This window comes from Lentisphaera araneosa HTCC2155, assembly GCF_000170755.1.
GTDB classification, from domain to species: domain Bacteria; phylum Verrucomicrobiota; class Lentisphaeria; order Lentisphaerales; family Lentisphaeraceae; genus Lentisphaera; species Lentisphaera araneosa.
This window is the reverse complement of record NZ_ABCK01000031.1, coordinates 33,731-58,943: the sequence shown is the minus strand read 5'-3', so window position 1 is coordinate 58,943 and position 25,213 is coordinate 33,731. Positions and strand designations below refer to the sequence as shown.

At 42.3% G+C, this 25,213-nt stretch carries 19 protein-coding genes; 5 read left to right on the top strand and 14 right to left on the bottom strand.

The features are described from left to right. A partial coding sequence (locus LNTAR_RS26230) for an alkaline phosphatase D family protein (RefSeq protein ID WP_007280848.1) occupies positions 1 to 900 on the top strand: 900 nt, incomplete at its 5' end. A gap of 184 nt (positions 901 to 1,084) precedes the next feature. Here LNTAR_RS26230 and LNTAR_RS21350 read toward each other — a convergent pair. Both LNTAR_RS21350 and LNTAR_RS21345 read right to left on the bottom strand, forming a co-directional pair. After that, positions 1,085 to 1,654 (bottom strand): hypothetical protein, encoded by a 570-nt coding sequence (locus tag LNTAR_RS21350; protein ID WP_007280847.1) that lies wholly within the window; start codon positions 1,652 to 1,654, stop codon positions 1,085 to 1,087. Positions 1,655 to 1,786: 132 nt separating this feature from the next. Then, positions 1,787 to 2,923: an AAA family ATPase gene (locus LNTAR_RS21345; RefSeq protein WP_007280846.1), complete on the bottom strand. Its 1,137-nt coding sequence runs from the start codon at positions 2,921 to 2,923 to the stop codon at positions 1,787 to 1,789. A 356-nt stretch (positions 2,924 to 3,279) separates the two neighbouring features. On the opposite strand from LNTAR_RS21345, the gene LNTAR_RS21340 reads away from it, so the two are divergent. After that, on the top strand, positions 3,280 to 4,467 hold the full coding sequence (locus tag LNTAR_RS21340) for an AAA family ATPase (RefSeq protein WP_007280845.1): 1,188 nt from the start codon (positions 3,280 to 3,282) through the stop codon (positions 4,465 to 4,467). 2 nt (positions 4,468 to 4,469) lie between these two features. Further along, positions 4,470 to 4,949: an RloB domain-containing protein gene (locus tag LNTAR_RS21335; RefSeq protein ID WP_007280844.1), complete on the top strand. Its 480-nt coding sequence runs from the start codon at positions 4,470 to 4,472 to the stop codon at positions 4,947 to 4,949. A 101-nt stretch (positions 4,950 to 5,050) separates the two neighbouring features. Here the strand turns inward: LNTAR_RS21335 and LNTAR_RS21330 are convergent, their stop codons facing one another. The 5 genes from LNTAR_RS21330 to LNTAR_RS21310 form a co-directional block, all read right to left on the bottom strand. Beyond that, positions 5,051 to 6,580 carry a DUF1501 domain-containing protein gene (locus LNTAR_RS21330; protein ID WP_007280843.1) on the bottom strand — a complete coding sequence of 510 codons (1,530 nt, stop codon included), beginning with the start codon at positions 6,578 to 6,580 and terminating at the stop codon, positions 5,051 to 5,053. Between the two features lie 23 nt (positions 6,581 to 6,603). Further along, the gene (locus LNTAR_RS27785) at positions 6,604 to 9,318 is read right to left on the bottom strand and encodes a PSD1 and planctomycete cytochrome C domain-containing protein (RefSeq protein ID WP_007280842.1); all 2,715 of its coding nucleotides are present in this window, start codon (positions 9,316 to 9,318) and stop codon (positions 6,604 to 6,606) included. A 128-nt stretch (positions 9,319 to 9,446) separates the two neighbouring features. After that, positions 9,447 to 10,214 (bottom strand): type II secretion system protein, encoded by a 768-nt coding sequence (locus LNTAR_RS21320; RefSeq protein WP_007280841.1) that lies wholly within the window; start codon positions 10,212 to 10,214, stop codon positions 9,447 to 9,449. Positions 10,215 to 10,505: 291 nt separating this feature from the next. After that, on the bottom strand, positions 10,506 to 11,282 hold the full coding sequence (locus LNTAR_RS26225; RefSeq protein WP_007280840.1) for a type II secretion system protein: 777 nt from the start codon (positions 11,280 to 11,282) through the stop codon (positions 10,506 to 10,508). Positions 11,283 to 11,585: 303 nt separating this feature from the next. Beyond that, a complete protein-coding gene (locus tag LNTAR_RS21310) occupies positions 11,586 to 12,905 on the bottom strand; it encodes an IS1380-like element ISLar3 family transposase (RefSeq protein WP_007280839.1) in 1,320 nt (439 codons plus the stop codon). Between the two features lie 312 nt (positions 12,906 to 13,217). Between LNTAR_RS21310 and LNTAR_RS27400 the strand changes: the two genes are divergently transcribed. After that, positions 13,218 to 13,370, top strand: a complete 153-nt coding sequence (locus tag LNTAR_RS27400) for a hypothetical protein (protein ID WP_157473766.1) — start codon at positions 13,218 to 13,220, stop codon at positions 13,368 to 13,370. 135 nt (positions 13,371 to 13,505) lie between these two features. Continuing rightward, positions 13,506 to 15,455: a metallophosphoesterase family protein gene (locus LNTAR_RS21305; protein ID WP_007280838.1), complete on the top strand. Its 1,950-nt coding sequence runs from the start codon at positions 13,506 to 13,508 to the stop codon at positions 15,453 to 15,455. A 37-nt stretch (positions 15,456 to 15,492) separates the two neighbouring features. Here the strand turns inward: LNTAR_RS21305 and LNTAR_RS21300 are convergent, their stop codons facing one another. The 7 genes from LNTAR_RS21300 to LNTAR_RS21270 form a co-directional block, all read right to left on the bottom strand. Then, positions 15,493 to 16,986: a DUF7133 domain-containing protein gene (locus tag LNTAR_RS21300; RefSeq protein ID WP_007280837.1), complete on the bottom strand. Its 1,494-nt coding sequence runs from the start codon at positions 16,984 to 16,986 to the stop codon at positions 15,493 to 15,495. A gap of 2 nt (positions 16,987 to 16,988) precedes the next feature. Beyond that, complete coding sequence (locus LNTAR_RS26220) at positions 16,989 to 17,891, bottom strand: c-type cytochrome (protein WP_238527790.1); 903 nt, start codon at positions 17,889 to 17,891, stop codon at positions 16,989 to 16,991. Further along, positions 17,870 to 18,529 (bottom strand): 3-keto-disaccharide hydrolase, encoded by a 660-nt coding sequence (locus tag LNTAR_RS21290; protein WP_007280835.1) that lies wholly within the window; start codon positions 18,527 to 18,529, stop codon positions 17,870 to 17,872. The genes LNTAR_RS26220 and LNTAR_RS21290 overlap by 22 nt, the downstream gene beginning before the upstream one ends. Before the next feature lie 167 nt (positions 18,530 to 18,696). Next, complete coding sequence (locus LNTAR_RS21285) at positions 18,697 to 19,902, bottom strand: sulfatase-like hydrolase/transferase (protein WP_007280834.1); 1,206 nt, start codon at positions 19,900 to 19,902, stop codon at positions 18,697 to 18,699. Positions 19,903 to 20,213: 311 nt separating this feature from the next. Next, positions 20,214 to 22,433: a right-handed parallel beta-helix repeat-containing protein gene (locus LNTAR_RS21280; protein WP_007280832.1), complete on the bottom strand. Its 2,220-nt coding sequence runs from the start codon at positions 22,431 to 22,433 to the stop codon at positions 20,214 to 20,216. A gap of 82 nt (positions 22,434 to 22,515) precedes the next feature. Beyond that, positions 22,516 to 24,540 carry a protein kinase domain-containing protein gene (locus tag LNTAR_RS21275; protein WP_007280831.1) on the bottom strand — a complete coding sequence of 675 codons (2,025 nt, stop codon included), beginning with the start codon at positions 24,538 to 24,540 and terminating at the stop codon, positions 22,516 to 22,518. Between the two features lie 5 nt (positions 24,541 to 24,545). Next, the gene (locus tag LNTAR_RS21270) at positions 24,546 to 25,148 is read right to left on the bottom strand and encodes an RNA polymerase sigma factor (RefSeq protein ID WP_007280830.1); all 603 of its coding nucleotides are present in this window, start codon (positions 25,146 to 25,148) and stop codon (positions 24,546 to 24,548) included. Between the last annotated feature and the right edge of the window lie 65 nt (positions 25,149 to 25,213).

The window sequence follows — 25,213 nt, the reverse complement described above, 5'->3', positions numbered from 1 at the left end:
TGTTCTGGACGTAGTGGATTTGATGAAGATGTGAGTTGGTTAGATATCGCCAAAATGGATGACTTAGATTTGCTGTTTCAGTTAGGGGACAATCACTATGCCGATACAACTGACCCAAAAGTAATTACAAAGCGTTATATCAATCACCGCTCACTCCCTAGTTATAGGTCTGTCACAGCGAGAACATCGACCTATGGTATTTGGGATGACCACGATTTTGGCCCCAACAATTCCGACGGCCAGACTCCCGGCAAAGAGAAATCACTAGAAATCTTTAAAAAGCATTGGGCGAATCCTAGTTTTGGTGAGAGCGATAACCCTGGGATTTACACAACATTTCACTATGGTGATGTTCAGTTCATTCTATTGGACAGCCGTTATCATAGAACTCCAAATGGCAGCATGAAGGCTGATGATCCGAAGAAGAAATTACTTGGGGATAAGCAGCTCGCTTGGTTGAAGAGAACTTTGGAAGAGTCACAAGCCAAAATAAAAGTCGTGGCTTGTGGTAGTGAATTTCAAATGTTCGGATCATCCGATGGTTTCAGTGGCTTCCGGGTTGAGCAGAAAAAAGTCCTCGACTTATTCAAGGCAACTCCAGGGGTGATTTTGATTTCTGGTGATCGACATTTTACGGGAGCTTATCATAATCGAGGAGAAACTCTGGAAGTTACCAGTGGCCCTCTAGGAAGTGGCAATGCAAGACCTCGAATTAACAAGGATATGATTTTCAAAGAGACTCAAGGTAAAATGTTTAGTGTTTTTGAACTCGATACGACCCAGAATCCCCCCCAAGTCACTTTAGAAGTTTACCGCTCTGGCCATGGGCAGATTCGCAAGCAAAGCTTTACCTGGGATCAAATCAACGGCAAAGAAGCCATTGAGAAGTCAACTAAATAAATATATTTTTTATGACGTGGCCGTCGGCAGGGGGGAGCTCACTTCCAACGCATTGGAAGTGAGTTTGCGGTGATCGATCGTCTTGTTCCATTGTGTGTCAATGAAATCGGCAATTCTTTGAGATCGCCTGAATAAGCCAGTGCAGTATCCTTCTAAATGTAGGGGGCCTTAAAGAACTTGCAGCTTACTGTCTATATTCTAATTCATTTTCCTGGAAGTAGTCATCAACAAATAAAGGGAATGCACTTAGAATTGAGACAGAATTTGATGGTTGAATGAAATTAGCCACTTGCCCCTCAAATATGGTGTTTTGTTCAATTGAGTTTTTAGTGCTAAGAGCGTAATCATTATTGACGATCCAATTAGCTTTTTTTAGATGCCTTACACACACTTTGTTCCAGTCATCTTTCGATAGACGCATCAAGTCATTATAATGATCTAATTCACTCACATAGCTTTTGTACTGTTTATTCTTTGTGATTTTCCAAGTTTTATTTTTCAATAGATCAGTTTCTTTAATGGCTTCTACCATAGGGTAATTTAAATAAAGACGACCATTTTCGGTTTCGTTATCAAACGTGGATAGTAGTTCTGAAATTTTTTGAATGTCGGCTCGTGTGTCATGGCCATCATGGTCAAAAAATAAATATATTTCACCAACATCATCACGATCTAAATTTTTCAGGTCATCAGTTAGTATGTTTTGCTCTCTTAATACCTCAAAAACATCTGCATGTTCATCTCGTTTTATCACATCGTAAAGAGAATAGATGTTACTTCCGAAAACATTGTGAATAATACTGGAGCTATCATCAGTGAAGAAATGCTCTTGTAAACAATTACTTATCTTTGGTTCAGTTTTAAACCTTCAAAAACAAATAATATTTTATAACTCATTAAACATGCCAGCTTTAAACATCTTTTGATTGTTATGAGCTTTTCGTAAATCTTTTTTAGTTAATTTATGGAAAGGATTAATTTCACTCTCAGTCATGTTAAATAAACAATCGGGACGCATTAAATCATTATTCATTAAGTCGGTATTATGAGTTGTGAATACAGCTTGAACACCATCTTCATTTTTTAATAAATCAATAAGTTTTTTAGCTAAGAGGTAATGATAGAAAGCATCAAATTCATCAATATAAATGAATGTAGCGCCATATTCTTTAATATGTCTTTTTAGAATTAACAATGAGACATATAAATAGCCAAGTGATAATGTTCCTGTAGAAGCGACATCAAAAAAACTAATAGCTTTTGAATCAAAATTAAAAGCTATATGTGGATCTTCTTCACCTACATCAATGGTTGTTAATGAACATTTTATATTACATGAGTTAAGAAAACTTTCGAATTTTTGCAGCCCATCTGCTTCTTCGAGAATATAGTTTGAAGCTAAAGATGTTTTGTAGCTCATTGTTTTGTGCGTATCGACAGTTTTTATCATTCTCATATAGTTGACAAAATTTATGAAACGATTAAAAGTTTTATTTTCTTGATTTTCATCGTCTAATACAGAGTTGTTGTGAATAAATTTCACGAATGATAGCGATTTTCCTGCCATATCTGTTTTTAGGCTCTCTGCACCTTTTAGTAGAACTGTACCATTTTGATCAGTTCTCTTATCTATGTGTATAAGCTCTTTATTATTAATAATGATTTTTTCCGCAATCACTTCATCCGCATTCTCTTTCCAATATTCGTATATGAGAGTGTCACCAGCAAAATAAAATTCGTATGAAAATTTAGCGTATTTTTCATTAGATAGTGCATTAATATAATTTTTATATAGGTCTCGTTTTTCATGAAGGTTCCAATCAGTTAAATGGAATTGGATATCCATGATAGCACAACCTAAATTCGATTTTCCGCATCCATTTACGCCATATATAAGAGCTTTATAAATGGTATCATCTTTTATACATTCTTGATTAAATTCAAAGCTTTTAGAGTCTGTAAAGTCAAGTGTAAATTTATCTTTAAAACCTTTAAAGTTAGTTACTGAAAACTTTCGTAGCATTTGATAGTCCTAGCCTTATTACATAATTGCTAAGAACTTAGAGGTGAAATAGAGCTTATCAAGGTTTGCCGTAAAAAAACTACGGCAAGGGTTTTTTGAGACAAGGCCAAGCTGGTGCTTGGTGTACCCAGGACGCCGTTTATTGAATAGGCTTAAGCCATAATATCGTGGATGACGTGGCCGTGGCCGTGGACGTCGGTGAGTTTGCGGTGATTGATGGGTAAAGTTAACCAGGTTCTAAAAGGAATAAAGAATGGCATAAATAAACAACTTTGACATTATTTTGTCAAAGTTGGTTGATTAATGGGATTTTTGGAACATTTATTATGTATTATTAAATATTCTTTGGTTTAACGATGATACGAAAATTTACTGTTGAAAACTTTTACAGCATTCGCGACAAGGTGGCACTTAATTTCTCTATTCCAAAAAATGCACCCCCCTTGGAGGCCTTTTATGAAAATTGTGACGGTGGTCGTTACCCAAAGGTTGTCGCGGTTTTTGGTCATAATGCATCAGGGAAAACAAATTTAGTTAAAGCTTTAGCATTTTTGAAGTACTTTACAACGGACTCTTATCTACTAGACAAAGATCAGGATATACCAGTGTTAGGTTTTAAGTTTTGTGAAGAAACTAAAGATGCGACGTCTAAGTTTGAACTGGAGTTTGATGCTTATGGAGAAATCTATTTATACACTTTAGAAGTAAAGTCGGAAGGGATTGTAAGAGAGTCGCTTAAAACGCGACTTAAAAAGGCGACCATCTTTACCCGAATTGGTAAAACCATTAAATCTCCTATTAAAGAGATTGCTAAATTATCGGATATTTTTTCAGTAAAGGTGTCTTTATTATCATTTTGCTATCACAATGATATTGAGATTGCAGCTCTTAATTCTCCTATTAATGCTTTCTTAAATTCAGTAAGTAATGTCACGAGCATGGGGCGCGATAATTTGACCTCGCCTTTATTAGATAAAATTTTTAGTTCTACCGAAAAATATAAACTTAATGAAGATATCAAAGATCAGGCTGTGCAATTACTGTCCTCGTTCGATCTAGGTTTAGTAGATATTCAGTTTAAAACCAAAGAAGTGATAAAGGGTGACAAAGCTGTAGTTGAAACAATTCCATTCGTTTTTCATGAAATCAACGGAGATCGCCAATCTCTTTTCATTGGTCAGGAGTCTAATGGCACTCAGTCTCTTTATGTATTGATTTTTGATGTACTCAATACATTGAAACACGGAGGCGTTGCAGTTATTGATGAAATTGATGCCTATCTCCATTCGCACATGCTTAAAAATTTCTTAGAGTTATTTTACGATGAGGAAAGTAACCCTCATGGAGCGCAATTGATTTTTACGGGTCATGCGGATTATATCATGTCTTATTTGGAAAAGGAGCAAATTATCCTTACGGAAAAAGACGAGAATTGCGTTACGGATGCTTACTTTATCAAAGACATTAAAGGAGTGCGTCGTGTCGATAACTTACGCGAAAAGTATCATGCTGGAGCGTATGGCGGTATACCTGTAGAGGCGTAGTTATGAATGGTAGGAGGAGACGTCAGCAGAAAACTACATGTCTTATTGTTTGCGAAGGTAAAGCGGATAAGAGTTTTTTGGATTTTTTAAAGCAAACATATCAGAATAGTACTTGGTCATTTAGGGTTGAGAAAGCTGGTGGTGATCCTCAATCAGTTATTAGAAGGGCTAAGAAAATATGTTCAGGCTATGATGAAGTTTATTGTATAAGTGATAATGATAAAGATATAACTATGTCAATTCCACGGAGTATTACTTCACTACGAATAAGTCCTTGTTTAGAGGCTTTTTTGTTAAAGATAGTTTACGATCAAAGTGTAAGTCAAAATATTAAATCGACTTTTGAAACTTATTTCAGCCGAGAAGCCCAGAAGATTGATAAGGATGAATGGGCAAGACGAATCTCTAAAGAACAACTCGAATCCTGGCGAGTTAATTTTAGTGAACTCAATGCGTTGATAGAGATTTTTGAAAATCCCTAACTGATTTACTTAGAAAAAGTAGTGATAATTCCACCATTATTATTTTGAGACAAGGCCAAGCTGGTGCTTGGTGTACCCAGGGCGCCGTTTATTGAATAGGCTTAAGCCATAATATCGTGGATGACGTGGCCGTGGACGTCGGTGAGGCGGAAGTCGCGACCTTGATAGCGATAAGTGAGTTTGCGATGATCAATGCCCATGAGGTGTAAGATAGTGGCGTTGCGATCGTGGATGTGCATGGTGCCGGGAACCCATTTGTCATCTTTACTCGGTTGCGGTTTGAGTATGTTGCCATCTTTATCCGTAATATTGTAGCCATAATCATCGGTGCGACCATAAGTGATACCAGGTTTAATACCGCCACCAGCCATCCAAGTTGTGAAGCAACGCGGGTGATGATCGCGACCATAGTTTTCTCTTGTGAGCGGCCCTTGGCAATAAGCTGTACGACCAAATTCACCACCCCAAACAACAAGGGTATCTTCTAACATGCCGCGTTGCTTGAGGTCCATAATAAGCCCATAGCAGGCTTGATCGATATCACGGCACTGATTTTCGTGCTCATGTGGGAGGTTGCGGTGGGCATCCCAACCGCGGTGAAAGATCTGAATATTGCGAACTCCGCGTTCCGCTAGACGTCGAGCATTGAGGCAAGAAGCGGCAAAAGTACCCGGGGTGCGAGCGTCTTCACCATAGAGTTTGTAGGTATGCTCAGGTTCCTGAGAAATATCCATGAGTTCAGGAACGGCGGTTTGCATGCGGTAGGCCATTTCGTGTTGACGAATGCGAGCAAGAATCTCAGGATCACCAAAGGAGTCGTGATGTTGTTGATTAAGTGCTGCGAGGGCATCGAGTTGTTGACGACGATTAGCGCGACTCACACCTTTGGGATTATTGAGATAGAGCACGGCATCTTTTTGACTCCTAAGCAGAACGCCCTGATGATCAGAAGGCATGAAGCCACTTCCCCAGAGGCGACCAAAGAGGCTTTGCTCCGCGTGTTGACTTCTGGCGTGCATGACTACGTAACCCGGGAGGTCTTTGTTGTCACTGCCAAGGCCATAGCTCAGCCAGGCGCCAAGGCTAGGGCGACCAGGGATTTGACTACCAGTTTGGATATAGGTGATGGCGGGGTCGTGATTGATTGCCTCGGTAAAAGTACTATTGACGATGCACATTTCTTTGACCGCTTTTGCGGTGTGGGGCAAGAGCGAACTGACGTGGACGCCATTTTCATTGTTGTCGTATTTTTTGAACTTGTATTTACTGGGGCAAACAGGGAAACTCTTTTGGCCCGCAGTCATGCCCGTGACGCGCTGACCATCGCGGATTTCATCGGGGAGTTCTTTGCCAAACATGTCGGTCATTTTGGGTTTGTAGTCCCAGGTATCGTGATGGCTGGGGCCGCCACTCATAAAGAGGTAAATAACTCGCTTGGCGGTGGCTTTGTGATGGATTCCCCCATTGAGTTCAGCTTTTTGTCTGAGTTGAGGATTGCTTGAATCTGCGCCGTAAAGGTTTGCCATGGCCATGGCCATGGCCATGGTGCCAAGACCAAGACTGGCCTGGCCAAATAAGTTGCGGCGAGTCATCATCAGATCATTTTCACGTATGGGATTTTGTTCAAACATATTCATTTCCTTTGATACGCAGATTAATAGAGTAGAAGAGCCAAATCAGAGGCTAAGATGGTGGCGGAAACTTGCGTCCAAGCGGCATGTTCAATGAGGTCAATTTGCGGATTGCGCAATTTATCCCCAGTGGAGAGCAACTCTTTGGCGTCTTGGGGTGAGGCACGGAATTTTTCTTTCATTTGCTTGAGCAGCTTGAGACAAACCTGACGCTCTTGTGCCGAGGGTGAGCGCGAGGAAATGACTTGGAAAATCATTTGCAGTCGGGATTGATCATCTTTTGCTTCAGTCAAAAGCCTTTCGGCTAGTGAACGGGCCATTTCGATACGCTGGGTCTCGTTTAACAGTGCGAGAGATTGCAGTGGCGTATTGGAACGAGAGCGTTGGACGCAACTGACCTCGCGACTGGGCGCATCAAATAAATTCATCATGGGGTGGGGGCTAGTTCGCTTCCAATAGACGTAGAGGCTGCGACGATAGAGTTTGTCGCCGGTATCTCTGGTGTATTCCTTGGTGTCACTAGAGGGATGCGCGAGAGCTTTCCATAAGCCACTTGGTTGGTAAGGTTTGACGCCTTCGCCGCCCATGTGGGGGTCGAGTAAGCCACTGGCCCAGAGTCCCATATCGCGGAGGACTTCGGCATCGAGACGATAAGAAGGGCCACGAGCGAAGAGTTTATTTTCGGGGTCACTAAGATCTTGGCGCCATTTAGAGGATTGTTGGAAAGTCTGGCTCAAGAGCATCATCTTCAGAGTCTTTTTTAGGTCCCAGCCATCTTCCTGGAGTTTGAGGGCGAGCCAATCGAGTAACTCTGGGTGAGTGGGGTGGTCACCTTGAAGGCCAAGGTCCTCGGGAGTGCGCACGAGGCCTGCGCCAAAAACGCGTTGCCAAATGCGGTTAACTAAAACGCGAGAGACAGTGGGGTGATTGGGCGAGGTCAGCCACTGCGCAAGGCCAAGGCGATTTTTGGGAGCGCCTTCCGGCATTTCGCCCATGACTGAAATGACTCCGGGTTCGAGAGCTTTGCCAATGGGATTGGTATATTCACCACGCTCAAGAACAAAAGTATCGCGTTTTTTACCTTCTTTTGCAATAAGAGTGGTGGCAAAGCGGTGTTCGATTTTATCTAGAGGCGTTTGCGGTACAAGGTGCATGCCACTGGAGATTTTGAAGCGCTTGAGATCAATGGCATGAGTGTCGATATGAAGTTCAATTTGCAGCCTATCGCCTTTGGAGAACTTGAGTCTATCCGCAAAGCTGAGCGTTGCGCTATGATTGAAGTTTTTACTTAGGTCAATGCGCCAGCCAGAATTCGTTTTTTCTTTGAGGATATTATCGACTTTGAAGCGATTGTGAGACGAAGTTCCGGAGATGGAATCAAACTCAATTTCTTTTGTCGTGCCATCCTCATGAATATATTTGGCTTGGAGCTTTTTTATAAAAAACTGCTGAGTTTTAGGCTTGGGGTTTTTTAAGTTTTTATAATTGAGGATTTCAAGTTTAAAACCATCCACTTGAGGGCTGAGTTCAGTGATATCAAAAGTGTATGTTTGGTGTTTTGCTTTTGGCGTGGCGGTTTTGCTACTCTGACTTTTTAGCGCAGTAAAAATAGGCTGAGGACTTCTTTTTCCGCTAGCCTTGATCTTATTCCATTGCTGCCAATCGTGAATATTGCCGGGAGCTTTAATGACGGGTGCGTAATCGTAGCGATTGCCATCGACGGATTTCTCTGCGGTATTATTAAAAAAGGCCATGAGCTTGTAGTATTCGTCATGGATGATGGGGTCGTATTTATGCGTGTGACAACGGACGCAGAGCAGGCTAGAACCAAGCAGTGCGGTACCTAGTGTCTCGACGCGGTCAAAATTATTTTTCATTTGGAACTCTTCTTCCAAGGCGCCCCCTTCACCAGTGGTCGGATTCATGCGTACAAAGCCAGTGGCAACCTGCTGTTCCAAACTTGGATTGGGGAGTAGGTCCCCGGCAACTTGCCAGGTGATAAAATCATTGAGTGGCAGGTTGTCGTTCATGGCCATGATGACCCAATCGCGGTAGGGGTAGATGGCGCGACGATTATCTAGGTGCAGTCCATGGGTATCGCCATAGCGAATCGCATCTAACCAATAACGAGCTTGGTGTTCGCCGTAAGTGGGTTTGGCGAGTAGCTGATCAAGGTAAGTCTCATAGGCCTTGGAACTGGTGTCATTGAGGAAGCGATTGAGTTCTTGTTGATTTGGTGGCAAGCCAGTGAGAGTAAGCGCGGCACGACGAGCGAGAGTGCGTTTATCAGCTGCGGGGGCAAAGGTCTTGCCCTTGGGGAAATCGGCTTTGATAAAATCATCTATGCTATTGAGTGTGTCATGTTTTTTTGCTAAGACATAGGCCCAGTGTTTTGCGTACTTCGCACCCGATTTGATCCATTGAGTGAGCAGTTTACGTTCTTTGTCGGTGAGTTGCTTTTCGTCCTCTGGAGGCATGGGGTCATCATCATCATTAATGCGGTAGATGACTTCGCTTTCTTCTGGATTTTGAATATCAATAGCTTTGTAGCCATCGAGATCTTTGGTGGCGTGCTCAAAGCTATCTAAGCGAAGATCTTTTTCTTTGGAATCTGGGCCGTGACAAGCAAAGCATTTATCAGATAAGATAGGCAGAATTTCTTTGGCAAAATCGGGGCTTTTGGCCTTGCTTAAGAAAGGTATAAAAAGAAGAGTGATTAAGGTCAAATGGTATTTCATATGTAGGGATCGTTTTTTAATACTTATAATGATTTACAATGGAAATCAATTGAGTGTTACAAACACCACAATAATTTACGGATTTCAATCGAATAATTTAGTTATTACTCCGATGCACTACAGAGGCATTATCTATGCGCATCCCACATTGTTCCAGTGGTGTTTGTATCGCTACCCATCCCACCGCCATCTATGGAAAGAGTAGAGTAGGCATTGAGGGATTCCACGTGACCATCAACAAATAAAAAGTTGGATTTATTGAAGCCCTCATGAGGAACATTTGCCGTACTTAAGAAAAAACTTTCTGGGCTGACGGAGCTCTGGTCGTCACGCCCTAAACAGCGCCCTTCAGTCATGTGTTCAAAAGTAGAGATGGTACTGCTAGCTTGGTTAATTTCAGAGATTTTACTCGAAGCGTAGCCATCTAGGGCTCCTTTCCAATTAAAACCAGTTATACCTCTTTTACTACTATTTATAGACCCCGCATTCACATAGTACATATAAGTTGTTGGTGAATAAGATAAAGTTAAAACATCTGTATCGACTCCCCATATACGCGAGATCTCGTCATCGGGGCAAGCATAGATTTCAGAATTGTAGAGACTTTTTTCTAAGGGCCACGCGGAGTTTAAATCGCTCAAAGGAACATTTCTTCCATCGTAGCCGTTTAGTCTGTCATCCCAGCTCATTTGGGGACTATCAGTTGGATAATATCCATCATTATCATCAAAATACATTTGATAGGCAACCTGAATTTGCCTCATGTTGGATTTACAAACGGCCAATTTTGATTTATCACGTGCGGAGCTAAGTGCGGGTAAAAGCAAAGAAGCTAAGATTCCGATTATGGAGACGACAACTAAGAGTTCGATGAGTGTAAACTTATTTTTGTTCATGGTACAAACCTTATAATTTTAAATTCTAAAGGGTTTATACAATAAGAAGTTTTCTCACGTTACAAAAACTCAGATATTGTTTTATTGTTACTCACTATGGGGGGCATATCATAAGCGATTTTAAGTATTTTCCCTTGATGAGAATGGGCTAATTTTTAAGGTTTAATTGTAGCATTTCAATCAAGTTGTTGCTGAAGAAGTGGAGGACTCCAAACTCGAGCAGTGCCTCGATAAATGGCAAGCTAAATGGATCCAAGAGAAATATTTTAAGGGCAAATTACTTAATAGATCTTACTTATGCGCGTCCCACATGGTACCTGTAGTATCCCCTGCTGATCCTACTCCGCCACCACTAATTACGAGGGTTGCTAGAGGAGTGTGAGATGCTACGTGGCCATCAACAAATAAGAAATTAGATTTTCCAGATTCTTCATGAGGAATGTTATCGAGACTCCCAAAAAAGGTGCCTGGCAGAACTACGCTAAAGCCACCTCCCCCATATTTGGATGGGTGTCGTCCCCCAGCCCCTACAGAGTTATTTGCAGCCATATACTCAAAAGTTGAAATAGTACCGCTAGTTTGATTTATTTCACTTATTTTTGCTGAGACAGGCGCGCTACTACCCCAATGAATACCCGTAATTCCTCGCTGCCCCGTGTTAATAAAAGAGCCTCCATGAATAGTTAATTGAACAGGAGAATAACTTAGAGTTAAAACATCGGCAGCTCTTTCAACATTATCAGAGGGGCAGGCGTAGACACCTTCGGAGTATTGACTTGCACTTAATGGAGTGTTTGTGTTGAGGTCTGAGTAATCAACATTTCTCCCATCATAGCCAGCTAAATGATCATTCCATGACATATCGACTATATCGAAAGGGAAGTAATCATTGTTATCATCCGTATACATCATAGAGGCGACATGTAATTGTTTCATATTGCTTTTGCATACCGACATTTGAGATTTTTTTCTGGCTTTGCCCAAAGCTGGGAGAATAAGGGAAGCGAGGATACCGATAATGGCAATCACAACGAGAACTTCAATGAGAGTGAATTTTTGCTTTTTCATAAGTGATCCTTGTCTAAGTAATTGATTTCAAATATTTAAGCAAGGGTTGATTTTTGCTGATACAATAAAGAACCTGAATCCGTGACAAGGATTTGTGAACTACCTCAAAAGCTGTAGTTGGTCAATTTGAGGAGCATTTAAGTCCGTCTTATGAAATTTTTTCTATCTGCTATGATGACAGAGATGTGTATGGACTACGAAAACCTCAAAAACTAGAGTCCTCCACGGCAAATTGCCGTAATTTGAGCACAGGGAAGCAGAAGTTCTTTAATCAGAACTTTTGAGAATGATATCTTGGCGGTATTAAAGACTAAAAGATATTTTTTGATACAGCTTAAACCAAGGGCAATGTCGTCCAAATTTAAGGAATTCATCTCCTGCGTGTTTTACGTGTTTACAAGCGATAAAAATTAAGTCACGTATTACACAACGTAAGCGTCGCCGTTGAACTTTGATTTTTATTGGAGCCAAAGATTTATTATGGATAAGGTGATTGCCAATGACTCTGAGAACATTAAAGGCCAGCATGGCGCAGTGTAAAAAGAATTGATTCGCTTTGAATTTTCCGGATGGCAAACGCTCTACATTCATATCGCTCTTTAATTCGCTATGGAACTGTTCACTGGTTCCATGATCGTGATAAAGTTCGATCACATCCTCGGCTTCCAGAGGTAAATTGGTCCAATAGGTTTCCACTTCGATCTCTGGCATCAAAAGTCGATTGCCGTCTTGATCCTCGAGTTGCTCCGTAACTTTAAAAATAAAAGGAACCACTTTACGCTCTTCATTGTTTCCAGGTTGTCTGTGATGGAGCTCACCGACAAATACATTCTTACCATCTCGAGATTTAAGCTGTCGCCCTAAACGCCGTGCGTTGGATAACCACTGTTCTTTGGATTCCTTTCTCAGGTTCCGTTTAATCAGAAAGTATTGGTCATCAGGGAGGTGATCGAAATTAACTTCAGCATCGTGAGCGGAGTCTAAACGAAGTAGAACGGGGTGTTTAAGCTTTAATTTTTTGATCATAGTAAAGCTTTCGTCTAAGAACTCAGGCATTCCTTTTTGTGCATGTTGTGAACCTGGACGTAGTTCATTGTTCAGCATAAAACCCTCAATTCCGAGGTAGGCAAACATAGGAGAAAAACCATCATGATTTTTATACGTCCAACTCACATTTTCTTTGTGACTTCCGGAGTTATCCATGGGTGATACGTCCATATCGAGTGGAATAAAATCCATTCCGCCTCTTGATAAGCTACCTATCGATTGCTTTTTAATAAGCTTCGTATTAGCTGACTTTAAACGCACTTCATGCTCAGAGGACATGATTTCTAATCGTTGACGCAAACGTTCCTCTGATGGAACTTTATTTAATCCAAGTGATTTCGTAAAAACTTCGTTTTCTCGAAACTGACTAATATCTGTGAAGCGTTCACGCCCCTGAATCAGCAACCCAACCTGAGACTTGAAGATATCTACATCTTGAAAGATATGATTAGCTTTGTGATCTGTTCTGAACTCATCGTCAATTTCACTTTGTTGAAGAACTTGACCTCCTAAAAATATTCCGCCAATACTGTGAAGAGAATCATTGCCTGTGTCGAGTTTGAATGCTTTATTCATGAGGAAACCTGTTGGGTGATTTTGGTGTGGTAACTTAAATTACTATAAACCAACAGGTTTTCTTGTTTTAGCTGTATTTTTCAGCCTCAGCTCACGGATTCAGGAAGAACTCAGTTTTTTAACAAAGACTTCATTTTGAACGATTCATTACAAAAAACGCAGAATTCATACAAAAATATTCATGAACTCATACAAAAATTTAGAGCTAAAGAATGTTTTTATCTATGGGATCAAATGCTTAGGTGCCGTGTTTCCTATTATTTGAAAGCTTATGGCAATCAGTTTTTTGGGTGAAGGGATAACTTTTATTGTGTGTATGTAAAAGATTACACGATTGCCCACAGGCATGATGCGACCCATACGAGGGGAGACGCTATCCCCCTCGAGCTCCCCCAGCAAGATACTGCCGTATGGGCAAATGCTTTTTATTCGCCTATCTGGCAAGATTCTCTACCAGGCGATTAAGGGCTTTGCCCCGCTTTATGGGTAATCATGAAAGATTATGATAATTTTTCTTTGTTTGTGGGCGAAAGATTTCACTATGAGCAACGAATGTTTAGAGTGTTAAGTAAAAACTTTTAAAACAGAAGGAAGCCCATTATGCTGAAAAAATTATTAACTTCTCTGCTATTCGCGAGCCTGACGATGCAAGCCCAAAAACCGGGTGACGTTCCAGTGAAATCTCCTTACCCAGATAATTTGGATAAAGCCGCAACGAATAAATGGTGGGAGGTCGCAGACGCAGCTCGAGAGGGCAAACTCGGAGGTAAGAGGCATCCGAAGAAGAGTGTGACGGTAACGGGGCAGCATTTTCTCGATTTGAAAGTAGCACGAGAAGAAGTCGTGGCCTTTGCTTTATATACAGTACATAATAAAACACTTAAAATGAGTGCCCAGCTCTTTCCTTTGTATCCAGATGAAAGTCGAGAAGTGAGTTTGGAAGTGGATAGGGGCAATGGTTGGCAGGAAATTGCCAAAGCTAAGGTCAATGACCTTGGTTGGTCCGCACTTTTTAGGATAGAAAATTGGGACGATTCAAAGACCATTGCCTACAGAGTTCGGCACGGAGCCAAGGCGGAATTTAAAGGCTCAATTCGCAAGAACCCGATAAATCAGGACGAGATTTCAGTTGCAAGTCTTTCGTGCAATTCATCTCGCGACCGTATGGGGCGCCCAAACTACGTAAGAAATATTCTGGCAGCAGATCCAGATATGCTGTTTTTTGCTGGAGATCAGCACTACGATCATACAGAGCATACGGCAGGCTGGTTGATGTTTGGCATGCAGTTTCGTGAAACATTCAGAGACCGCTCAGTGGTGACCATTCCCGATGATCACGATGTGGGTCAGGCGAACTTATGGGGTGAGAGTGGCAAAAAAGCGGATCATCCCAATGGCAATACGGGGGGGTATTTTTATCATCCCGAATACGTTAAGCAGGTAGAGCGCTGTCAGACGGCTCATTTACCGGATCCTGTTGACCCAGGTCCCATTGGTCAAGGCATTGGCGTTTATTTTACCTCTTATAATCTTGGAGGCGTCGACTTTGCTATTTTAGAAGATAGGAAGTTTAAGTCAGGGCCCAATGGTAAGATTCCAAAGCAGGGACCGCGTCCGGATCACATACGCAATCCTGAATACGATCCAGCCTCGGTGGATGTTCCGGGCTTAGTTTTGCTTGGTGAGCGTCAGTTGAATTTTCTCGAAGAATGGGGTACGCAATGGCAGGGAGTAGAGATGAAAGCTATTTTGTCGCAAACACCATTTGCGGGGGCAGCACATTTACATGGTGGCTCCGATCCTATCAAGAGACGTTTACATGCAGATATGGATTCCAATGGCTGGCCACAAACGGGTCGTAATAAAGCTTTAAAAGCCATCCGCAAAAGTTTTTCAGTTCACTTAGCAGGGGACCAGCATTTGAGTACTCTTCTACAGCATGGTATAGATGAATTCAATGATGGCCCTTGGTCAATTGTTTCACCGGCGATTGTCAATAGTATTTATGGTCGTTACTGGCACCCTGAAGATGAGAAGGCGGGAGCCAATAAAGCTCCAGGTAACCCCTTGCCTTATACGGGTGAGTACCTAGATGGTTTTAATAATAAAGTGACCATGCATGCTTATGTGAATGCAAATGAGCCCGAGAACCTCGATAATAAAGCAGCGGGATTTGTGATTGCTCGTTTTAATAAGCAGACGCGTCAGATAACTGCGGAATGTTGGCCACGCGACGCGGATTTGTCCAAGCCGGGTGCTCAGCAATTTAAAGCTTGGCCGAAAGTTATTTCCCAATTGGATAATTATTCTCCCGCTGATTGGGGGAAACTGGGAACCCTGACTTTCAATAAAGAAAACCCGCTTGTGCAATTAGTGGAAAAAGAATCGGGTGAGATTCTGTACACCTTGAGGATCAAAGGCAAAACTTTCACCCCTCATGTGCCTCATGGTAAATCATTCATGATAAAAGCGGGTGTTGATAAGGCCGACATAGTTATTGTTAAGGAAAGCTCAGTAGCTACTGCAAGTCCTAGTTCTATTAAGCTCTGATTGTAAAATCTCCTTTAAGTTTTCGTCTTTCTTAAGCTTATTGGAGATTTTCTATTAAGTTGTAGCAGAACAGGGGGCTGGCTAATTTTTTGCCTGAAGCACTTTTGATTTTAGCGAGCTCAAATTGATAAACTTGAGCTTTTTGAAGTGCGTCAAAAATGATGCTGACACTCATGCCATCCGCAGCAATTTGAATTGATTTTGGGATGATATTCGCTTCGTTTTTACGTGGTGAACCGTATTTGGCGTGATAATCAAAGCTATATTTTTTGATGGCATAATGCTTTGCGGAAAGCGCAATTTTCGCATCGACTTTTTGAGTAAATTTGATGCTGAAACCATTGGGGATTTGTTTTACTGAGTGCACGTCAAAATCGACTTCGCCATCCCAAGTAATTTTCTTTAAGCCTTCGTCTCCCGCCCAAGAGAGATGCGTTTTCCCTAGCCATAAAGCACCATCTTTATCAAAGGCGAGACGGTTATTACCATTGCCCAAGTCATTGCCATCGAGAAAGTGAATGAGTGTACCTTGTACGGTGCCGTTGACTTCGTCGGGAATAAAGCGTAGGAGGCGCTTGAGATTCATTTCTCCAATGAACATTTGATTGCTAAAGGGGCCGAATTTCCCCTGTGTAGAATCAAGGAGTGGCTGAGTGGGACTATTAGCTAAAATACCTTGGGGGAAGAGAGCAGCCGCGGGCTGGCGCATTTTATTGAGTTCCTGAGCTGACATTTTCTTGGGATCTTTGGTCCAGCCTTCTTTCCAAATTAAAGAAGCGGGATGACCGTGGAAGGCGTCTTCGCGAATGTGGTGAAGCTTACTTGTTCCGAGCCAATCACCTTGGTTATCACTGACAAAGAGGCGACCTTTGTGATCAAAGCCCAGGCCATTGGGTGAACGTACACCAGAGGCGTAGGGAGTCGCCTTTCCTTTGGGGTCAATTTTCATGATCCAGCCACGATAAGGAACACAGCTATACATACGTGTGACAGTTTTTTTGACGAGTTTAACGTCGTATTTCCCCTCTAGATCCTTTTTCTCAATATCGTAACTGAGGAATTTTCCGCGTGGTTCCTCGAGGATGCCGCCATTATTGGAGGCGACATTGAGACCGATATAAAAATTTCCGTCTTTATCTCTTACAGGGCCGAAATTAAATTCATGATAATTTCCAGATAGACCAAAATCATCGTAAAATTTTAGATAGGTATCGGCGCGACCATCTTTGTTTGAATCGATGATGCGAGTGAGTTCGGGGCGTTGCATGACCATGAGTTCGTGGTTGTTAATTGCGACCATTCCAAGGGGGAGGTGCAAGCCTTCGGCAAAGAGTTTCCATTCATTGGTTTTTGGATTGTAAGTAAAGATTTTTCCGTAGTTGAAGGAAACTGCAAGGCGACCATCGGGCATGAAAGCAAGCCCACCAATTTGAGCATCCACTCCTTTTGGCGTATCAATGCGTTCAATCTTATAGCCAGCATTGAGGAAGAGTGAGAAGAGGCATGTGATGAGTAAGATCAATTTATGCATGCTTATTTCTCCTTGCTTAAGATTAGGGTGAAATTACTGAGATCGCTTTTGCTGAGCACTACTAAGCCCTGCTGCATCGTTCCCTTAGTCACGGATGTTTTGTATCCTTTTATTTCTGGAAGTTTTAAGCTCAATTCATCGAGGCCAGAAATTTGATAATTCCAGTAAATATTTCCCCCACTGAATTTATGACTTTCTCTGAATTGATAATCACCCCTTTGGTAGATAAAGCTTGGGAGGCCCTGATCATTCACTTTATAACCGAGGAAGTTGATTTTTTCAGGGATATTTTTGAATAAAGGTTCAGGTGACTTATAGATCACATTGCCGACAATTTCGGGGATCGTTTTACCATTACTCGTAAAGTGGCTTTTTGGGTCCAGCGTTCCTTGCCAGATATAGCGAGTTGCACCCTTTTCGGCATCCCAGCAGAGAGAGAGGTCATCGGAGTATTTAATGGCAAAAGAGACCACACTTGAGTTTGGCATGAAAGTTCGCTGAATTTTGCCTAAGTCTTCTTTAAAGGTTTTTTTTCTATTATTTTTCTTCGGAGAAATTCGCGCTCCAGCAAAAATCATGTAATCGGCAATGAGTTTGAGGTCTTTCTCGGGGAGGTGAGCCATTGCGGGCATCGCAATGCCTTGGAGTCTTTTTCGCCCAGGTTTTTTCGCCCAAGTCACTATACCTTGAGGGTTCTTTTCGTAGAGTTTGTGAATCTCGTGTAATGTCGGACCAGCAATCATTTTTACTGGATCGTGACAGGCGAGGCAATTGGCTTCAAAAAGTTTTTTGGCTATAGGATCGGCCTTAGCCATCTTCTTTTTAGGCTTGGCATCTGCATCCATCGCAAAGGCCAAGAAAACGGCAAGTGCGATGAGGATTCTCATTTGATTTCTTTGATCCATACATTTCTGAATTGTACGGGATTACTATGGTATTGCAGGCGGAGGGGAAGTGGCTCTGGGGACTCCTTTTTACCGTGACCTGTCTTATTGGGTAGTTCTACATTGTCGTGAACTTTGACGCCATTATGAATCAATGTTAATCGAGCATTGGCAATTTTTTTCTTCCCTTGCCATTTGGCTGCGTAAAATTCAATATCATATGTTTGCCATTCACCTTCTGGTTTGCAGACGATGTGATCGGGCTTTTTGAATTTGTAGATGGATGCACAGTCATACTTTTGATAGTCGTCATCGTGACCAAAGGAGTTGAGTATTTGGATTTCGTAGCGTTGTTGGATATAAACTCCGCTATTGCCATTGTTACCTCGAGTTTTATTCTTTTTCTTATTTGGATTATTAACAACTTTGAACTCGACATGAGCTTTAAAGTTATTTACCGGCATGCTGGTGACAATATGTTCTTTCGCTGCAGTGGCGACACCATCTTTAAATGTCCAGCTTAGCTTTTGATCGGGATTCTGTTCATTAACTAAATTTTTAATACCCTCAGGACCGATGAGCTGGATTGCACCCTCGGGTTTTTCAGATGCAAATGAAAAAGAGGCGATGAATAGTGATAGACTAAGAAATAACTTCATTGATAAAGCTCCAGGATTGATATGATTCTACTTAACTAGACAACCGTATGAAAGATCTGTTATAATATTTGTTTTTAATTTGTATAAAAAAATTGATCAATTTGATCATTTACTGTAGTAACATAAGGAGAGGGACGAGTTGGTATATCTAGGCTTGCTATATGTGATTATTTCTGTTTACTTTGGGGCTTTTTTATATAGGCTTGGGCAGCTTGTTTGAGTTCGTCGGCTAACTCAGGATAATTGGAAATGATGTTCTTGGATTCCATGGGGTCATTTTTCATGTCGTAGAGTGCTAGAGGCTGTTGAGGCCTAGAGTATTTGGCATCGAAGCCATCTGCACCTGCGACTTGTACATGGCGGTAACTATGAGGCAGGTGAAGTTTCCAACGGCCATTTGCACTCATGATAGCTTCTAGGTGTCGGCCAGTACTAAAATAGTAGTAGTGATGTGGGTTTTTGGCTCCTTTTTTATCAGTCATTAAGTCCAAGACATTTTTGCCATCAATTTTATTGTCAGGATGAGGGCCTCCAGCGAGATCTAAAATAGTGGGCATGAGGTCAATTGAGCAAAAAACTTTCTTCGAGGCGCTATTGGGCGGAATCATTTTTGGATATTTAACGATGAGTGGACTGCGAGTTCCGCCATCAAAACTGGTAGCTTTCGCTTCGCGGTAGGGGGGCTTGCCAGCATGGTCACCGTAACCCGCCCATGGGCCATTATCAGAACTGAAAATAATCATAGTCTTATCTTCAATACCATTATCTTTTAATGCTTGATTAATTTGACCAACTGACCAGTCTAATTCGGCAAGGACATCACCGTAGAGTCCTTGGCCAGAGATGCCTTCAAACTCTTTACTCACATAGAGGGGGACATGGGGCATGGAATGTGTGGTATAGAGAAAAAAGGGTTGATCCTTATTGCGCTTAATGAAATCTACTGATTTTTCTGTTGCCCACTTGGTGAGGTTTTTTTGATCTTTAGGCTGAATATCTTCAATCTCTATTTCGCCATTATTCCAGAAGCGTAGGGGGAATTTACCCCAATGCTTTGGCTGCATGGGGTGGAGGTGCCACATATCATTGGAATACATCAGACCAGCATGTTCATCAAAACCGCGAGCAAGAGGTCGTGTGGCGTTAGTATCACCGCAATGCCATTTGCCAAAATGAACTGTGTTGTATCCGGATTTTTTCAGTGGCTCTGCGATGGTCGCAAACTCAGTTGGGGGTCCTCTGCCATTGGGGCCGTGGGCACCAAAAACATTAGTTCTGTGTGGATAAGAGCCACTGAGAAGAGCGGCACGAGAGGCTGAGCAAATAGCTTGGGGAACATAAAATTGTAAAAAGGTGGAGCCCTCGGAGGCCATTTTTTGACTTGAGGAGTCTGAAAATGATCTTCTCCAAAGGGCTGGAAATCTTCCCAGCCAGCATCATCGAGAAAAATGATGACAAAGTTGGTATAGTTTTTATTTTCTTGAGCTCCCATAAGGCAGGGGGTTAAGAATAGGAATAAAAGAGTACAAAAGTTTTTCATAGCTTGATCCGGATTTACGTATTTATTCATGTATATAAGCTGAAGTTCAAAACGTTATGATGAGTATGATGAAAAAGCAAGAAAGAACTTTTCAAGAGGGAGCCGTATTGGTTTCGATATCAACTGGAAAATCGGAGTATATTGCTACTGCGTAACGAAAGACCAAACTTTACCCTTGAGGATTTTACCTGACTTGTGGATGGCGTCGACTCGCCAGTAGTAGGTTTTATTTGGGATCAGATTTTGTTTGATTTTTACAATGTTCTTATCACTACGGCAAAGCAATTCTGGGGAACTTGCGGTGGCATTTTGAATTTTGTTTTTATCTTCTCCAAAGTAAACGAAAGCCTGGTCTGATTGCCAAGCTTGCCGCCAGATAAGATCGCTATCAATTTTGGCTTTTGCAAAGTCCGCGGGGATAGGGTGAGTGGCTAAAGAGCTTTGAAAGCCGGGGATCCAGTAGTTTTCACAATCGTGATCATAGGCACCTAAGTCACCCCTGCGCATCCAAAAGCTTTCAGTTAGACCCTGAACGGTGTAGGCCTTGGCAATGAGCTCAGAATCTTTTCGGGGGCGGAAATCCCTTTGGCTTGAATCCCTTAGTTGCTCTTGCACCTTTCCCATCCAGTTTCGGTCAGCTTGGCCCGGGATGCGGTCATCTTTATCGAAGCGAGTGAGACCAATGCCCTTGGGGCCGGTTACATTATTGCGGGTTATGGTGTTTTTATTGCCCCAGCCTGAATGAGCTGGTAGGCAGATATCACGAATTTCGTTGGCGAATGAGGTGTTGTTATAAACCATATGACGATCGCCTTCTATGTGGATGGCAGGTTTATATGTTTGGCGTTTTTTTATTCCCCACAGGACATTGTTGTGGACGGTCATGTTTGAGCCTTCAGATTCGGTGGGATCTTTTTCCTGTGTAAGGAGCTCACCGGCGATATCAGCACGAATGCCAAATTTTGTATTGTCGTGAATCCAGTTTTTGCGTACGATAGTTCCGAAATGCTGATGGGGACGCAGCTGTATAGAGGCGCCGTCCTGCTGAAGTGAACCGATGCCTTTGCCGAGATCGCAAAGTTCAATGAGGCTACCTTTAGCCGCGTTGAGGAATTCTGAGGCACCAGAATTATAGGCGGTGACTCGGCGAATGATTGTATCTTCGGAATGTTGAAGATGGAGGCTATGGTATCCCACACCGGACCAATCGATATCGTGGGCAAGGATATTCTCGAGGCGGTTATATTTCCCGGACATTTCGAGGCCACCGCCATCGCAGTAAGAGAAAGTGCAGTTAACAATGTTATTCCAAGAACCGTTTTTAGGTCCTAGCATGCGCGTCGAACAAGTGAAATCGTCGTGGAGGCCAGGGTCTTCGACGCCGAGCATGCGTTTGCTATGCTCATAGTAGGTGAAGCGGCAGTCTTGGACATGGCAGTTTGTGGCATTATTGAAATAAAAAGTGCAGCCGAAGAAGTTGATTCCCTGTAGAATGACATGACTAACGTTTTCGGCTTTTAAACCATAGTCACGTATTTGGCCAGTAACATTTTTTGGTTTCTTGCCACCTGGTGCCCATAGGTAAAGCTTCTTTGTCTCAGGATTGTAATACCATTCTCCTTCAGCATCTAGACAATTGATATGTGCCTCTAGGTAGTAGCGCTGGGTTTCTTCCCAGTAGCCATCATCCCAAAAAACTTTATGTTTGACGACTGGATTGTCAGGCTGATAGGTGAATTCATTTGAACCCGCTTGATGTTTGAGAACTCTGCGGGAATGGGTTTGGTATTTGCCAATATTGAGAACCGCCATGGCGCCAGTGAAATCGAAGTTTGTTGCGGCCAAATCGGTACGCCCCTTGCCGAGACGGGTGACCATTTTTCCAAATTCACTTTCACGGGAACCATGAGCCCAAGTTTTGTCCTGCTCCCATACAGAGCCATCATCAAGACGAGCGTTGGGCCAGCGGGCGGGCATCATCATTTTCTTATTGACGAAGACTTGCCAGATATCGCGATCGAGAGTCGTGACGTAGATATTTTCTTTATAAAGAGTCCATTTCGATTGAATGGGATAAGTGCCATCGATAAAGACTTTTTCACCTTGGTAAGATTTAATGATGATGGGCGCAGAGACTTGGCCATAAAGATTTTGTAAGCTCATGGTATTTCGATAGCGACCTTCTCGGATAAAGAGGCTGTCTCCTGCTTTTAAAACTTTTGCGGCCTTCGCAAAAGTCCCGAAGGGTTGAGCTTTTGTGCCAGGATTCGCATCAGTACCATTCTGAGCAAGGTAATAGTTTTCTCCCTTGGCTAAGCCGCAAAAGAAAAGGCTGGTGAAGAATAAGATTTTAATAAGTGACATGAAGATCCCATAAGTTGTTTAATCACAATTAACTTAAGAGGAAGCGTGTTGTTACAAATTTTGAGGATTTTAAAGCTGTGCCTTAGAGAGCGTAGACGATTTCCAGGTCTTTCTTAATTTGGGAAAGCTCTTGCTGCTTAAATTGGTCTTTGTGTAGGGTAAGCCTTTTGAGGCGAGGCATTTCTTTGATAAAGCTGAGGTCTTGGACGTTGGTGTGACTGATATTGAGGTCGGTTACTTTTGAGCCATGAAGTTTGGTAAGGTTAGAGACTGAAGTATGAGAGATATTAAGCTTGCGGATGTCTTCGACCTGTAAGGTGTGAAGTTCAATGATTTTTGTGTGGCTTACATTGAGTTCCTCTAAAGGCTGTGAGCGGAAGCAGATGAAATTATTGATTGAAGTGTGTGAGGCGTCAATGCTTCTACAAGGGAAATTTTGAATTGTTAATGCAGTTCCAATTTCTGGGTTATTTGATATATCGAGGTGTCTTGTGTCCCTGTGATATTCAAAGTGGAGAGACTCTAATTTATTGTGAATGGTGAGTACCCCTTTACAAAAGGCAATGCGTTCATCAAGGTCGATATCGGAGAAGGCTTTGTTGTGCATGAGCCCTGCGACTTGGGGCTTGAGTTTGGCTTTGATACATTCCCAAAAGAGATCTAAAAAATCATCGTTAGGCAATTGTAATGAATCATCTGGTTTAATGGCAATGTATTTTTTACAAATCTCAATGAGCTGGGAGTTGACTGAGGTCTTTGAAAAGGCTTTTAAAGCAGCGTTGAATTCCTGTGCGTTAAAATGGATTTTTCCTTTGAGTAACCAGCCCTTTTTAAGTGAGGGGTCGAGTTCTACCGCACTACTGGAAAAGTTTGCGGCATCCGCAAAATTAAAGGTTTGGTAGGCGTATTCAGCACGTTCGAGGAAGCGGGGTGCAGCATCCTTATTTATTTTGATTGCGTAGTCTTTTTCGATACGAAGTTTTTCGGCCAATTGCAGGGCATTTTCTTCGGCGAGTTTGAGGTTGTTCATGACCGCGAAGACAGCAGCGATACTGAAGATAAAAGCAAAAGCGGAGGCAATAGCGAGAGGCTTATGGCGCTTGATCCAAAGTTGGAGTAGCTTGAAAAGGGAAGCGTTTTCTGCGGAGGTCGCAAAGCCATCGCGGAAATTAAGGATTTCGCGCTGGAGTTTGGAGACGGACTGGTAGCGATCTTCAGGTTTAGCTGACATGGCTTTGAGGCAAACGGCTTCTAGAGGAAGGGGTATTTCTATATCTTGGCGTCTTTCAGATGGTTTTACAAATTGACATTCAGCCGTTTTTCTTATGAGATGTTCAAGGTCCTTACCTGTAAAAGGTTTTTGATGTGTGAGAAGAGTATAGAGGATGCAAGCAAGTGAAAAGATGTCCGTATGAGTGCCTTTCTTATCTTTGACGAGGCTGGTTTGTTCGGGTGCCATGTAACCAGGAGTTCCTTTAATATTACCATCGATGGTCATGGTATCGAGATCGTGAGAGTTGAAGGAATAACACTCAAGTAAATCATCATCGCATTCTGAAGCAAGGATTTGTCCTAAACCCCAGTCAACGACTACGACGTCGCCGTATTCATTGATGCGTATATTGTCGGGCTTTAAATCCAAGTGAATGACACCGCGGGAATGGGCGTAGGCCATGGCGTCACAAATTTTAAGGAAGATATCGAGCTTTTGGTTGAGTTGAGGATGAGTCTTGATAAGTTCGTCGAGTGATTGACCAGAAATAAATTTCATGGTGAACCAGGGGGAATTGCCCTTTAAGCCGATATCGTAAACGGGGACAATATTTGGGTGCTGGAGTGAGGCACTGAGTCGAGCCTCGCGAAAAAAGGATTCTTTACGGGCGTCATTAAGCTCATCTTTGAGTGATGCCATGGCGACTTCGCGTCCAGTTTTGCGATCTTGGCAACGGAAGATTTTTTTGAGTCCCCCTTCGGTATAAAACTCAAAGTCGTGATAACGTTCTTTGGCAGAACTGATGATATCGGTAAGTGGCGTGGCATCGAGCTCGCTGACTTCATCAAAGAGCGAAGCCATATTTTTGTTAAAGGAGTCTTCGGGGCGAGACATGAAATTTAGCCACCGAGTTCGAGATTGAGGCGAGCGATTTCTTTGATCATGACTTTGCGGACACGAGATTTGTGAACGCGAACACTACTTTCTGGGATGTCGTGCTTTTTTGCGATGGCCACATTATCTAATTCATTGATGGAGTCTTCGAAACTCAGTCTAGCGATGTCCGAAAAACTGTCTTTAACATTACTCCAAGCCATATTTGACACGTAGCTTTTCCATTCGAGTTCGGCAATCTTATCAATTTCGGGTTCAGAAATCATGTGCAAGGTTTCAAGTAGATTGTCGCCGCTGACATTTTGCAGGTTCTGACGATTGGCTTTTGACTTAAAGTAATTATAAGTCGTATTGCGAATGAGGACGCAAAGCCAAGTACGGAAACGGCACTTTTCGTTTTGGTACTCAAATTTAGGGAGAGCTTTCCAAACTTTCACTAGAACATCTTGAAGCAGGTCTTTGCTCGTGGTCATATCGACACCAAAACTGCGAATCACAACATATATATAACCTTCGTAGTACTTGACGAAATCATCCCAGGAATGCTCGTCTTCGGCTTTTTGCAGCTTCTGTAAAAGTGTTTCTCTAGTGTTGTATTGTTCGCTCATGCTAAATCCTGTTTTTTGAACTTAAAGAGTAAAACGAGTCTTTGCAAAGGAAAATCAGCTTAGAC

What these genes read in the sequence shown, in the direction of transcription:
- LNTAR_RS21345 (WP_007280846.1), bottom strand. Translation starts at nt 2,923, where the DNA reads ATGCTACGAAAGTTTTCAGTAACTAACTTTAAAGGTTTTAAAGATAAA.
- LNTAR_RS21340 (WP_007280845.1), top strand. Translation starts at nt 3,280, where the DNA reads ATGATACGAAAATTTACTGTTGAAAACTTTTACAGCATTCGCGACAAG.
- LNTAR_RS21335 (WP_007280844.1), top strand. Translation starts at nt 4,470, where the DNA reads ATGAATGGTAGGAGGAGACGTCAGCAGAAAACTACATGTCTTATTGTT.
- LNTAR_RS21330 (WP_007280843.1), bottom strand. Translation starts at nt 6,580, where the DNA reads ATGTTTGAACAAAATCCCATACGTGAAAATGATCTGATGATGACTCGC.
- LNTAR_RS27785 (WP_007280842.1), bottom strand. Translation starts at nt 9,318, where the DNA reads ATGAAATACCATTTGACCTTAATCACTCTTCTTTTTATACCTTTCTTA.
- LNTAR_RS21320 (WP_007280841.1), bottom strand. Translation starts at nt 10,214, where the DNA reads ATGAACAAAAATAAGTTTACACTCATCGAACTCTTAGTTGTCGTCTCC.
- LNTAR_RS26225 (WP_007280840.1), bottom strand. Translation starts at nt 11,282, where the DNA reads ATGAAAAAGCAAAAATTCACTCTCATTGAAGTTCTCGTTGTGATTGCC.
- LNTAR_RS21310 (WP_007280839.1), bottom strand. Translation starts at nt 12,905, where the DNA reads ATGAATAAAGCATTCAAACTCGACACAGGCAATGATTCTCTTCACAGT.
- LNTAR_RS21305 (WP_007280838.1), top strand. Translation starts at nt 13,506, where the DNA reads ATGCTGAAAAAATTATTAACTTCTCTGCTATTCGCGAGCCTGACGATG.
- LNTAR_RS21300 (WP_007280837.1), bottom strand. Translation starts at nt 16,986, where the DNA reads ATGCATAAATTGATCTTACTCATCACATGCCTCTTCTCACTCTTCCTC.
- LNTAR_RS26220 (WP_238527790.1), bottom strand. Translation starts at nt 17,891, where the DNA reads ATGGATCAAAGAAATCAAATGAGAATCCTCATCGCACTTGCCGTTTTC.
- LNTAR_RS21290 (WP_007280835.1), bottom strand. Translation starts at nt 18,529, where the DNA reads ATGAAGTTATTTCTTAGTCTATCACTATTCATCGCCTCTTTTTCATTT.
- LNTAR_RS21285 (WP_007280834.1), bottom strand. Translation starts at nt 19,902, where the DNA reads ATGGCCTCCGAGGGCTCCACCTTTTTACAATTTTATGTTCCCCAAGCT.
- LNTAR_RS21280 (WP_007280832.1), bottom strand. Translation starts at nt 22,433, where the DNA reads ATGTCACTTATTAAAATCTTATTCTTCACCAGCCTTTTCTTTTGCGGC.
- LNTAR_RS21275 (WP_007280831.1), bottom strand. Translation starts at nt 24,540, where the DNA reads ATGTCTCGCCCCGAAGACTCCTTTAACAAAAATATGGCTTCGCTCTTT.
- LNTAR_RS21270 (WP_007280830.1), bottom strand. Translation starts at nt 25,148, where the DNA reads ATGAGCGAACAATACAACACTAGAGAAACACTTTTACAGAAGCTGCAA.